Raw genomic sequence first — 13,430 nt, forward strand, 5'->3', positions numbered from 1 at the left:
CAAATGCGAATTAATGTACCTTTGTTCCTTCCATGAATCTCTTAGATACCATACAATATCCCAAAGACCTGAGGGAGCTCACTGAGGAACAGTTGCCACAACTAACCAGGGAACTCAGGGAATTTATCATCGATATTGTTGCCGCAAAAGAAGGACATCTGGGCGCCAGTCTGGGCGTTGTTGAACTCACCATCGCCCTTCACTATGTCTTTAACACACCTGAGGATAAGCTGATCTGGGATGTAGGGCATCAGGCCTATGGACACAAGATTTTGACAGGAAGAAGATCACAATTTAATACCAACCGCCAATTGGGGGGTCTGAGCGGCTTCCCTAAAAGAGACGAAAGTGAATTTGACGCTTTTGGCACCGGCCACAGCTCCACTTCCATTTCCGCTATTGTTGGGATGGCCCTGGCAGCTAAACTCAAAGGCGATAAGGAGAGACAACATATCGCCGTAATTGGCGATGCCTCCATCGCAAGCGGAATGGCTTTCGAAGGCCTGAACCATCTGGGAGTTCTCGACGCCAATGTACTCATAGTTCTAAATGACAATGCCATCGGTATCGATCCAAGCGTTGGGGCCTTAAAGAAATACCTTACCAACGTTAAAAAGGGTACGGCCAAAGAAGAGAATATTTTTGAATGCCTCAATTTCACTTATACCGGTCCTGTTGATGGTCATGACCTCAAAGCGGTAATCAATGCACTCCGGGAAATGAGGAAGGTAAAAGGTCCGAGACTCCTGCACCTGATCACAACCAAGGGGAAAGGACTGAAAAAAGCAGAGGAAAACCAAATCGTTTACCACGCCCCCGGCAAATTCGACAGGAATACGGGAGAACTGGCAAAGCAAACTACCTTAGAACAGCCTCCAAAATATCAGGACGTATTTGGGCATAGTCTGGTGGAACTTGCAGAGCAAAATAATAAGATAGTAGGGATCACTCCTGCCATGCCAACAGGCAGTTCCCTGAAATACATGATGGAAGCATTTCCCGACCGGGCCTTCGACGTAGGTATTGCCGAGCAACACGCCGTTACCATGGCTGCTGGGATGGCGGCTGAAGGACTGGTTCCCTTTTGCGCCATTTATTCCACCTTTCTGCAAAGAGCCTATGATCAGGTAATTCACGATGTGGCCCTGCAAAAGTTACCTGTTATTTTTTGTATCGACAGGGCCGGACTGGTAGGTCAGGACGGAGCCACGCACCACGGTGCCTACGATCTGGCTTACTTGCGTTGTATCCCGAATATGACCATTTTTGCCCCCATGAATGAAATGGAGTTGAGGAATATCATGTTTACCGCTCAGTTGGGCATTGACCAGCCCCTCGCCATAAGATACCCCCGTGGAAGAGGAAATACGGAATCCTGGCAATCCTCCTTTGAGAGGATACCTATTGGGTCTTCAAGAGAACTTGCCAAAGGGACGTCCATTGCCGTTTTATCCGTAGGCCACCTGGGAAATAAAGTCACAGAAGTATTAAAAAGACTGGGGCATCCCAAAGAAATTGGTCATTATGATATGCGTTTTGTAAAGCCCTTAGACGAGGAACAACTGCATGGTGTATTTAGCCGGTATAACGCAGTTGTGACCCTGGAAGACGGATGCCTGGCAGGGGGCTTTGGCAGTGCTGTTCTGGAATTTGCAAATGAGTATGGCTATTCCCAAAAGGTAGAACGACTTGGACTACCGGATACCTTTATTGAACAGGGAACAGTAGAAGAGTTGCTGGAGCTGAGCCATATCGATGAGGAAGCTATTACCCGATGCCTAATTAAATTACTGCATGAAGTTCGCTAAGCTGTTTTTCTTAACTCTCTTCGTCTTTGGTCTTCAATCCAAAGTAGCTGCCCAGGATACTATTCCGCCTACTCAGGAGCCCGATACCACGGTGATAGACACCATCGTGATTCGCGCTACACCAGAAAAAATAAGATATATTCCCAGGGGAGTAAATCTTACCAATCCGGTGATCTCCTTTAAAAGAACAAAACCCCGCACCAGGAAGTTTAACCGTTTTAAAATCCCATCTTTTTGGGAAGTGGAAAACAATCTGGGCCTGAACCTTTCTGAAGTTGCCTTCGTCAACTGGAACGCAGGGGGAGACAACGCTTTTTCTGCCCTTGCAAACGCCAAATTTGTACGAAATTACAAGTTCAGATATGTACAATGGAACAACGATTTGGTACTGCGGTACGGGGTGAATGTACAGGAAGGACAAAAATTGCGAAAAACCGAGGATGCGATTCGTTTTTCATCCAGTTTTGGCTATCGAAAAGATACCTTAACCAGCTGGTACTATTCTGCCAAGGTTAAGTTCAATACCCAGTTTTCTAACGGGTATAAATATCCGGACCGCTCTGCCCCTATATCCCGATTTATGTCTCCGGGATATCTTTTTGTAGGGGCGGGTATCTCCTATATCCCTGAAGGAAAAAATTTCAACCTCTACCTTTCTCCCTTAACACAAAAAGCAACCTTTGTTCTTGATCAGGAGCTGGCCAATGAAGGCGCCTTTGGGGTGCAAAAAGCTGTAAGGGATTCTACAGGAAATATCCTGACGGAGGGAGAAAACAAATTTATTGAAGTGGGGATATCGGTAACCAATGAATGGAGGACACCCGTATGGGAAAATGTCACCCTGGATCACCGCTTAAGCCTGTATACTGATTATCTGAGGTCGTTTGGAAATGTGGATATCGATTGGGAACTCAACTTTGAATTCACCGTAAATGAATTTCTCAAAGCGAATTTTGGCACCCAGATCATCTATGACGATGATATCCGATTTAATGCCAACATTGCAGACGACGGAACGGTCATTGATCCCGGCGTACCCCGAATACAATTCAGGCAGCTACTCGCCATTGGCCTCAGCTACAATTTTTAAAGTTGTTTCCCGGTAATCTTATTGTGGATATGTACTGCGCTACTATCTGACAGGCTGGCTACATAGCAGGAACATTGAAGTAAAAGGGTGTAAAGGGATCCTGAAGTATCCCTGAACCTTTCGGGGAGGGTGGTCAGGATCAGTTTGTCATAGTTGGTGGCATTCCCTTTTTTAGTCCGCACCAGGGCCCCTGAATAAGCCTCAAGGATATCTGAAATAATCCTGTACCCGGCTATTTCTTTTTCGATTACCTCCTGGGAACGGTAAACCCGTTCTGCACTGAGGGAAAGGATGTCTTCAACCTGGGCTTTGTACTTACTTTTCTCCAATAATGCCGTACTGAATGTCCCTTTAATAATTTCAGTTTCATGCTCCATAAAGACCCGGGTGGCATCCTGGATAAGCGTACTGATCGCCAGTGCCCTGAGATAACTCAGCCGATCTTCCATATGGGCCAGTCGGTGATACTTCTTGGTGTCTATCCTGTCCTTTACCAGTTTGATAAGGTATTCCAGGGCATAGTCTTCGGGAATTAATCCCAGGTTGATCCCATCCTCAAAGTCGATGATCGTATAGCAAATATCATCTGCCGCTTCCACCAGGAATGTCAGGGGATGTCTTGAAAAACTACCGGGATGCTCCCTGCTGAGCAGGCCTAGTTCATCTGCAACCTCCCGGAAAAATTCGGTGCTCGCCTGGAAACATGCGTACTTCTTATCCGCAATATGCGTTGTTGGTTTTTTAGGCAGGGATTCTTTGGGGTATTTTAAAAATGCTCCCAGGGTGGCATAACTAAGTCTGAGTCCTCCTTCCACCCCTTTTCGGGATTCTGTAAGTATCTTAAACCCATTGGCATTTCCCTCAAAGTCGACCAGGTCCTGGTATTCCTTTTCACTGAGGTCTTTTTTATAGGCCACTCCGGGGCCGGCCTGAAAGAATTCCCCGATCGCCTTTTCGCCGCTGTGTCCGAAGGGTGGGTTCCCTATATCGTGGGCCAGTGCTGCGGCCGCTACAATAGCTCCAAAATCATTGAATTGGTATCCGTGAACCTGATTCAAATGAGGATAGCGAGAAATTATTTCTTTCCCGGCACTCCTTCCAAGGCTACGTCCTACCACGGAAACCTCAAGACTATGGGTAAGGCGGGTATGAACAAAGTCTGTTTTTGATAAGGGGATGACCTGGGTTTTATCCTGCAAACTTCTGAAAGCAGAAGAAAATATTATCCTGTCATAGTCTACTTCGAAGCCCAGTCGGGTCTCATCCTGTTCCTTCCGAAGTCGTTTATGAGTATCGCCAAAGCGGCGTAAAGAGAGGAGTTGTTCCCAGTTCATCCTTCAAATTTCCCGCAAGATACTACTTTCATTTATCCCAAAGGGAGGGATTTATCATCAGTCATAACCTTTACTTAATGTGCTAACATTAAAGTAACCTTTAATAAATAAATCTTTAACTCTGGAATAACATGGCCTTTACCCACTCCCCCGTTCTTTGCACCGTGATTTGAAAAAAAGATTAATGAAACAATTATTTATAGCCTTCATTCTTTTATTTACAGCATCGGTATATGCTCAGAGAACAGGAAGCATTGCTGGGAAGCTTGGTGATAAGGAAATGAACAATGAACCCCTGGCTTTTGCTAATGTTTTAGTTAAGGGAACCACCAAGGGAACCACCTCCGATTTTGATGGCCTATACGAAATATCTAATCTGGAACCGGGGATATACACCCTGGTTTTTACATTCCTTGGTTACGAAACGGTAGAAGTGCCAGACGTATTGGTAGAAGCCGGGAAGGTAACTGAGGTTAATACTGAACTTGGTGCAGGCAGCGTTTCACTAAATGAAGTGGTCCTGATCACAACGGCTTCTAAGGATTCTGAGGTTGCTCTGCTATTAGACCAGAAAAAGGCAGTTGAAATAAGGGAAGCAATCGGCGCCGAAGCCCTTACTAAAAAAGGGATCGATGATGCGGCTGCCGCGGTGGCTCAGATTGCCGGGATTTCAAAACAACAGGGATCAAGCGATGTTTATGTAAGGGGCTTGGGGGACCGGTATCAGAATACTACTATGAATGGATTGGCCCTCCCGTCAAACAATGTAAATAAAAAGAATATAGACCTCGACATATTTTCCTCAAGTATTATTGAAAATATTTCTGTAAGTAAGGCATATACTCCTTCCTTCTACGGCGACTTTTCCGCAGGGAATGTAAACATCGATTCCAAAGAATATACCGGTGATGGATACCTGGAAGTCTCCCTGGGTTCGGGAATAAATTCGAATGCCCTGGGAACCGATTTTGTAACCAGTGAAGGAACTAGTTTCTTTGGCTTTTACAATCGGTATGACAACGATCCCTTTGCTGTTGTTCTTTCGCATGGCGTAGATCCAGAATCCGACTATAATCCCATTAATATTTCAGGCGCTGTCGAAGGAGGTTATTCCTTCAACCTCAACGAGGAATCAAGACTTAGCTTTTTTGGGATGGCAAGTTTTGGCAATGGATTTGAATTTCTGGAAGGTCCGGCTTTGGATTTTACAAACGATATTAAAGTCCGGTTTCCCTTGGTAAATGAATACACGTATAGTACCACCACAACGGCTATGGGAAATATTACTTACAGAATTGATAATGATCACAAATTAAAATTCAGCTCCCTATTTGTCAACAGTGCAAGAGATGCCGTAGGCTACTATGGAATCGGTGGGTACGGTTTTAACCGAGATGGCTTTAGTAATAATGGGGATGGCGGATACTTTCAGTTAAACGTGCAGTTTAATCAGGACATGATTTTTGTCAATCAATTAAACGGGAACCACACTTTCCAGGACGACTGGGAATTGGACTGGGGAATTGGATTTAATAAAGTCTTTTCAGATGAACCAGACAGGAAGCGGATCTCCCTTGAGGATTTCCAGTTTGCCCTGGATGATGATCCTAACACCAACCCAATATTTTATGACAACATCGCCTTTGACAACCAGCGGTTTTTCCAAAGCATTGAAGACGATGAAATTAGTAGCTACATTAACCTATCCAAAAAAGTATCTGAAAAGGTGTCCCTGAACTTCGGCTACAATGGGAGAAGAAAAGAAAGAAGGTTCAACAACTGGCGCTACGGATATCTCATTGCAGATAAAAATGCCAATCCGGTGACCGACGTGAATAACCTGAATGATTTCTTCGATGTATCAAACATCAACATTCCCCAGGGCAGTGGGTTATGGGATCTCTTTATAGTTAGGAATCCTCAGAATGTGGATATTGGCCGTTTAAACCGGCCACAGATTTATGAGAATACCTACAAAGGAAATTTAGATATTCATGCCGTTTATGCCACGGCCGAATTAAATCTCAGTGACAAATGGTTACTAATCCCCGGCTTCCGCGTGGAATCTTACAAGCAGGGGATCGTGTATGACGTGATTAACCCGGTTCCTACAGATCCCGGAGTTAGGGATGCCTATGAAAACATATATCTCCCGAGTTTAAACCTGCGTTACGCCCTTAGTGAAGACACCAATCTGCGTTTCTCCTTTAGCAAGACTGCATCCTTCCCTGAATTTAAGGAAGCTGCCAATTTTGTTTACGAAGGTGTGGTGCAAAGAGTAGGTGGAAACCCCGACCTGCTGGGAAAACCAGATGGAACCGGCCCTATTTTTTCTGAAATCTACAATTATGATCTCAAATACGAATGGTTCCCCAACAGAGGTGAACTTATTTCTGTCGCTGCCTTTGCAAAGACTATCAATGATCCTGTAAACCGGGTAGTTGCAACAGATGCTACGGGTAATCAGCGCTACTTCAGAACAGGAGATCAGGCTAAAGTGTTCGGGCTTGAATTGGAGGTGAGAAAGAACATCATTAACGATTCGAATGAAAATGCCATCTTATCCTTTGGTGCAAATGCTGCATATACCTTCACCGAACAGGATTTAAAAACCGTTTCAACAACAGAGGGATTTACATTTGGCACCTCATTCGCTGACAGAACCAGCGAAGAACTGGAAGGAGCCTCTCCTGTTATTGTGAATGCAGATATTAATTATAGTCCTGTGATTGGCAAGTACAAGCCTTCGGCTTCTCTGGCTTTCTCATATTTCGCAGACCGCATTTTTGCCATTGGGAGTGGAAACCTTGGGAATATGGTGGAAAAATCTGTTCCAACACTCAATTTTGTCTGGCAAAATGCGATAGGTGAACATTTTGAGGCAAACATCAGTGCCCTTAATCTACTCAATCCGGATATATCCCTAATAAGAGAAAACACGGGTGTTGAAGATAACAACCCTTTGATTCAGGGCTTTGTGAAAGATGGAAATGTCATTTTACGCGAGTTTAAACGAGGAGTAAATATTGGACTCACCCTTAAATATAAATTCTAATTATTTTTTAAACTATAAACAATGAAAAACAAATTATTATTCTTAGGAATCGTTGCTTCCCTTCTAATTGCATGCGAAAGTGATGATACTGCCGATATTATTATTACAGATAATAGTGTAACTAACAATATCACGAATTCAGGTGGTAATGAACCTGGTTCTACAACGGAAAATCTGAGTGGAGTCTACACCGAAGATCTTACATTGGATCCTGAGGTTGATTACGTAATTACCGGACCTGTATTAATGGCTTCAGGAACTACCTTGACAATTCCTGCTGGAATGACTATTAAAGCACAACCAGTTGGCGTTAATGCGTATATAGCTATACAACAAGGAGCGATGATCAGTGCAGTTGGTTCAGCATCAAGTCCTATTGTTTTGACTTCCAATGCAAGTAGTCCAGCCTCGGGTGACTGGGGAGGATTGGTCATTTGCGGTTCTGCACCAATCAATTCAACTGCGGATGGCTCATCAGACACGTCTACTTCTGAAATAGGCGGACTATCTTACGGAGGTAATATTCCTGCCGATGATTCTGGATCTATTCAATACATGCGTATCGAATATGCAGGTGGAGCCATTGATGGAAATGCTGAGTTGAACGGCCTCTCTTTGTATGCAGTTGGCAACGGAACAACTATAGATTATGTACAAGTCTTTGAAGGATCAGACGATGGTATTGAATTTTTTGGAGGTACCGTAAATGCCAGCCATATAGCAGTTGTCAATGCTGAAGATGACTCAATAGACTGGACAGAGGGTTTTATAGGAACGCTGACAGATGTTTATGTACAGCATGGAGTTTCACATGACAAAGCCTTTGAATGTGATGGATACAATACTGACTTCAGCAACGAAGGTGGTTATTTCTCAGCTCCTAATGTCGCCAATGTGACTATAGTAGGTGCCAATGACGGAAGTGAAGCAATTAGACTGAGAGCAGGAACCCAGGGCCTATTCACTAATTTGGTAATTACCGATTTTGATGAAGCCTTTGACCTCGATGGTGACTCAGGAGATAATCCAACCGGACAGGGGGTTATCGATGGCTTACTCAACGTCTCTGACGTAACTTTTAACAATGTCATCACAAAACTAAAAAACGATACCGGATTTACTTTTACGGAAGGTGATTTTATTAGTGGAGATGGCAATGGCACAGGAACCGACATTGCAAGCTGGGGTACCGGCTGGACGGTAGGCATCAATTAAAAGAGATTAACTATAAAAGTCATTGTATAAAAAAGCCCTTCTTGCGAGGGCTTTTTCCGTTTGTATAATTACCGAATTTTAATCTGAAGGTAACGTTAGTTTTACATTCCCTGCTTTCCTTTGCAACTGTAAAATGATATCTAATGAAAAATGCCTTTTTACTGAGTCTGTTTCTTTTTACTGTAGGCCTTTTTGCCCAAGAACACGGTAGTATTGCAGGCAACATAATAGATAATGAGATTTATAACGAACCTCTTGTGTTCGCAAATATTGAATTGAAAAACACTACATTTCAAACTCAAACCAACTTTAGGGGAAATTTCGAAATAGAAGGAATAACACCGGGTTCGTATACCTTAATAGTGCGCTATCCCGGTTACGAATCCCTTGAATTACCTCTTCTTGTTAGACCAAATCAGATAACCAGAATCCAACGAGAGCTCTCTGCGATGAAGATTAACCTAAGCGACTTAGTCTCGGAAGAGACATCAAAAGAAGAGCCTGGTATAAAGATAACTGCCAACTTAAGACAGGGCAGGGAGTAATTTGAAGTAACAGAAGTAAACAAAACATCCCGCAATTGGCGGGATGTTTTGTTTTAATAGAAATTGATATTGTTAGTGATTGTCGGCTAAGCGATTTTTGTTTTTTACTCCATCAATACTGGCAATTGCATTTTTACTATATTCCACTTCCTTTACGGAATCTCCCATCCAAAAATACCATTTACCTGTCCTTTGACCATTTAAATATGAACCTCTGGAAATTTTTTCTCCCTTATCATTGTAACTCACCCATTCCCCATGCAGCTCACCTTCTAAATTAAAAGTACCTTCCTGACTTACCAAGCCATTGTCGTGGTACTCCTTTACTTCTATCAGGTTAGTCTCCTTGTTCAATTTTAGTTCTCTCTCATTTTGACTGTACACAATAGAAGTTATTGTGAATACAACCAGTAGTAGATTTATTTTTCTCATGCTTTTAGACTATAACCGATTTTAAAGATAATTCGAAATTAACTTTAATTCAACTTTTAGCTAACATTTATTTTACATTAAAAACGTTGTGAGCTGAATATTAGTATGTTATAAAGCGTAATAATAAATACTTTTAATGATAATTTAATCTTTGAATTACAATTACATCATACTTAAGTATGTTCTTTGATTCGTAATTAATTACATCCTTAGTTAATTCATATATACGTATAGTTTTTGTCGACTGAGTATTATGAATGCTATGAACTGCCTTTGGCCAAGGCAGTTTTTTTATAAACTTAGATTAACATTCAGTTAACATGTAAGCCGTTTATTTGCCTTCGACAAAAACTATTACGTTCATGAAGGCTAAGCTACTTTTAACAGGCTCTCTCATTTTTTTTATTTTTTCTTTACATGCCCAGGATTCCAACGCCCCGGCCTTTGGTAAAGGTCTTTTTAATTTAGTTGGAAAAGACAGTTCATTTACGATGAAAATCGGTGCTCGAATGCAAATCCTTGCCATTTCACAAGGGCAGGATGGTTCAGATGGCTTCCTTTCAGACAATGAAACCAATTTTTTAGTTCGGCGGGCACGTTTAAAATTTGATGGCTACGCATATTCACCAAAACTTAGATATAAACTGGAGTTAGGACTATCTAACCGTGATATTTCAGGGGTATCAGAATTTACCCGCAACACTCCCCGATATATTCTGGATGCCGTTGTAATGTGGAATTTTTATGAAAATTTTGAACTTTGGTTTGGACAGACGAAATTACCTGGGAATATCGAAAGGGTAATTTCTTCTGGAAATCTGCAGCAGGTTGACAGGTCACTGGTAAACAGCAGGTTTAACATAGATCGGGATATGGGCTTTCAACTAAGGCATCATTTCGACTTAACAGATAGGTTTGTAATCAGGGAAAAAATAGCCTTTTCTCAGGGTGAAGGACGTAATATTACTGACGGTAATCTTGGGGGATACCAATATACAGGACGTTTGGAATTCCTTCCCTTTGGTGAATTCATAAGCAAGGGCGATTACAGCGGGAGTGACCTCAAACGGGAAGCTACACCAAAGCTGATGTTCGCGGTTAATTACGACATCAATCAGAATGCTGTAAAAAACAGGAGTAACCTGGGTTCTTATATGTTAAATGACACAGGTTTGTACGAGACTACCATCAATACTTTTTTCTTTGACGGGATGTTTAAATACAATGGCTTTTCCTTTATGTGGGAATATGCCAACAGAGACGCTGAAGATCCGATTGCCAAGAACTCAGACGGTACAGAAACCGGTGATGTAGTTTGGGTTGGAGACGGTATCAATCTACAGGGAGGATATTTACTTCCGAGTAACTGGGAAGTTTCAGGAAGGTATACTAATATAAAATTAGATGAAGGTATTACTGGTAGAAGTCCTGAATCTCAGTATACTTTGGGATTATCTAAGTATATTGTCGGACACAAACTGAAGGTACAGACAGATTTAAGTTATCTCTCAGTAGATAATGGAACAAATGAATTAATGTTCAGATTACAACTTGATGTTCATTTCTAAATTTAGAAATAACGATTACATAACACAGCTAAGAAGCTTACTTTAGATATTTGCATCCTTATTTTTAAGCCATAATGGAAAATATTTATTTTATAATGATCATCGCTCTGGCCGCTCTGGCTGTAGCAGATCTGGTTGTCGGAGTCAGTAATGATGCCGTGAATTTTCTCAATTCTGCCATTGGTTCTAAAGCTATTTCTTTCAGGACCATAATGATCGTAGCCAGTTTGGGAATTGCTTTTGGTGCCATCTTTTCAAGCGGGATGATGGAGGTTGCCAGGAAGGGAATTTTTAATCCCGGAGAGTTTTACTTCGATGAGATCATGTTCATTTTTATGGCTGTCATGATTACGGATATCCTTCTGCTTGACTTTTTTAACACTCTTGGGATGCCTACCTCAACTACAGTCTCCATCGTATTTGAGTTACTGGGAGCAGCGGTGGCTATGTCCATATTAAAAATTGGAGCTGACGGTGGTAGTTTTAGTGATATTATCACTTATATCAATACTTCAAAAGCACTTCAGATCATCTCCGGAATACTACTTTCCGTTGTAGTTGCGTTTTCAATCGGGGCTATTGTACAATGGATATCTCGTATCCTGCTTTCATATAATTTTGAAAGAAAAGCGAAATGGGTTGGGGCCGTATTTGGGGGAGTTGCCTTGTCTGCCATCACTTATTTTATATTTATGAAAGGGATAAAGGGTACACCTTTTGCCGGTGAAACCTATGAATTGATTGGTGGAATGACCATCAGTAATTTCCTGGAAAGCCAGGTATATGCCATTATAGCCATTAGTTTGGTCCTCTGGTCTTTGTTATCTTATTTCCTTATTATTTTATTTAATACCAATATCTATAAGTTGATCATCGGAGTTGGAACTTTTGCATTGGCTCTGGCATTCGCAGGTAACGATCTGGTTAATTTTATTGGTGTACCCATTGCAGCCTACCAGTCCTATGAAGCATGGAGTGTATCAGGAATTCCGGCAAGTGAATTCAGTATGAATATCCTGGCTACAAAAGTACCAACGCCAACAGTATTGCTGTTTTTATCCGGAATGGTCATGGTTGTTACACTTTGGTTTTCCAAAAAGGCAAGATATGTAGCTGATACCGAAATTAATCTGGCAAGACAAAGTGATACAAAAGAACGTTTTGAACCAAATTATATCTCGAGAATGCTGGTTCGATTCACCATAATGGTAACAGATTATACAGCTACCGTACTCCCGAAATCTTTTCTGGATAAAGTCGATTCCCGATTTAAAAAACCCGCAATTGCACTACCGTCAGGGAAGGTTCATGAACTTCCTGCCTTTGACATGGTAAGGGCTGCCGTCAATTTAATGGTAGCTGGAATCCTTATTTCCATTGCCACTTCTTATAAACTACCCCTTTCCACAACTTATGTTACCTTTATGGTGGCCATGGGAACATCGTTGGCAGACCGTGCCTGGGGAAGTGAGAGTGCTGTATACCGGGTTGCCGGAGTATTAAATGTAATAGGTGGCTGGTTCTTAACGGCTATAATCGCTTTTGTTGCCGCCGGGATTATATTGGCCCTGATTAGCTTTGGAAAAGGAGCGGCAATTGGTATTTTGTTATTTGTTGCCATCCTTTTACTGGCGAGAAACTACATTTCTTATAATAGGAAATCCAAGGAAATTCTTGCTGAAGACAGACTGATAAGAACTGAAAGTAAGTCTATTCAAGGAGTAATCGTGGAGAGTTCAAAGAACATTTCCAATGCGATGAAAAGGAGTAGCAAATTATACCGGATAAGTATTGAAGGACTTGCGAAACAGGACCTGGAAAGACTTAAAAAGAATAAAAGCAATGTTGTTAAACTTTCATCGGAGATTGACGATCTGCGCAACCACCTGTTCTACTTTATCAAGAATTTGGACGATTCAAGTGTTGAGGCCAGTAATTTCTATATCAACATATTGAGCTATTTAACCGATATCTCACAATCTCTTGAATTTATTACCAAGATCAGTCATAAGCATGTGAATAACAATCACAAGAAATTAAAGTTTAACCAGATAAAAGAGTTAACCGAAATTAATAACGAACTCGAAACTTTATTCAGTAGTACCAAGCAAGCCTTTGACAATGAGTCTTATGAAGAAATTGGACAGATACTCCAAAGCAAGCAACGATTGTATGATTTGGTCAAAGAAAAAATCGAAAAACAGATCACAAGAACAAGATCTGAAGAATCGAGTCCTAAGAATACCACTCTTTATTTCTCTTTATTATTAGAAACCAAGGATTTGATAGAGGCTACAATGAAACTATTGGAGCTGTATTATTCCAACTATGACGACTCGGTTGAACCAGCGAAAATAGAGCAATAGAGATCAATTGCTATCCG

At 41.7% G+C, this 13,430-nt stretch carries 9 protein-coding genes; 7 read left to right on the top strand and 2 right to left on the bottom strand.

Going from position 1 to position 13,430, the window contains the following annotated elements:
- Positions 1 to 32: 32 nt before the first annotated feature.
- On the top strand, positions 33 to 1,808 hold the full coding sequence (dxs, locus tag AB8P51_RS05265) for a 1-deoxy-D-xylulose-5-phosphate synthase (protein WP_369747736.1): 1,776 nt from the start codon (positions 33 to 35) through the stop codon (positions 1,806 to 1,808).
- Positions 1,795 to 2,898 (top strand): DUF3078 domain-containing protein, encoded by a 1,104-nt coding sequence (locus AB8P51_RS05270; RefSeq protein WP_369747737.1) that lies wholly within the window; start codon positions 1,795 to 1,797, stop codon positions 2,896 to 2,898. Before dxs ends, AB8P51_RS05270 begins: the two co-directional genes overlap by 14 nt.
- Here AB8P51_RS05270 and dgt read toward each other — a convergent pair.
- Positions 2,895 to 4,232 (bottom strand): dGTP triphosphohydrolase, encoded by a 1,338-nt coding sequence (dgt, locus tag AB8P51_RS05275; RefSeq protein ID WP_369747738.1) that lies wholly within the window; start codon positions 4,230 to 4,232, stop codon positions 2,895 to 2,897. The two genes, AB8P51_RS05270 and dgt, sit on opposite strands and share 4 nt — an antisense overlap.
- Before the next feature lie 184 nt (positions 4,233 to 4,416).
- Between dgt and AB8P51_RS05280 the strand changes: the two genes are divergently transcribed.
- From AB8P51_RS05280 to AB8P51_RS05290, 3 genes are all read left to right on the top strand, one after another.
- The gene (locus tag AB8P51_RS05280; RefSeq protein WP_369747739.1) at positions 4,417 to 7,287 is read left to right on the top strand and encodes a TonB-dependent receptor domain-containing protein; all 2,871 of its coding nucleotides are present in this window, start codon (positions 4,417 to 4,419) and stop codon (positions 7,285 to 7,287) included.
- A gap of 21 nt (positions 7,288 to 7,308) precedes the next feature.
- A complete protein-coding gene (locus AB8P51_RS05285) occupies positions 7,309 to 8,502 on the top strand; it encodes a multidrug transporter (protein ID WP_369747740.1) in 1,194 nt (397 codons plus the stop codon).
- A gap of 143 nt (positions 8,503 to 8,645) precedes the next feature.
- On the top strand, positions 8,646 to 9,047 hold the full coding sequence (locus tag AB8P51_RS05290) for a carboxypeptidase-like regulatory domain-containing protein (RefSeq protein ID WP_369747741.1): 402 nt from the start codon (positions 8,646 to 8,648) through the stop codon (positions 9,045 to 9,047).
- Between the two features lie 72 nt (positions 9,048 to 9,119).
- Here AB8P51_RS05290 and AB8P51_RS05295 read toward each other — a convergent pair whose 3' ends face one another.
- Positions 9,120 to 9,479: a toxin-antitoxin system YwqK family antitoxin gene (locus tag AB8P51_RS05295; protein ID WP_369747742.1), complete on the bottom strand. Its 360-nt coding sequence runs from the start codon at positions 9,477 to 9,479 to the stop codon at positions 9,120 to 9,122.
- Positions 9,480 to 9,841: 362 nt separating this feature from the next.
- On the opposite strand from AB8P51_RS05295, the gene AB8P51_RS05300 reads away from it, so the two are divergent.
- Positions 9,842 to 11,047: a porin gene (locus AB8P51_RS05300; protein WP_369747743.1), complete on the top strand. Its 1,206-nt coding sequence runs from the start codon at positions 9,842 to 9,844 to the stop codon at positions 11,045 to 11,047.
- 74 nt (positions 11,048 to 11,121) lie between these two features.
- Positions 11,122 to 13,413, top strand: a complete 2,292-nt coding sequence (locus AB8P51_RS05305) for an inorganic phosphate transporter (RefSeq protein ID WP_369747744.1) — start codon at positions 11,122 to 11,124, stop codon at positions 13,411 to 13,413.
- The last annotated feature ends 17 nt before the right edge of the window (positions 13,414 to 13,430 follow it).

The organism is Muriicola sp. SD30, assembly GCF_041205185.1.
GTDB lineage: Bacteria > Bacteroidota > Bacteroidia > Flavobacteriales > Flavobacteriaceae > Muriicola.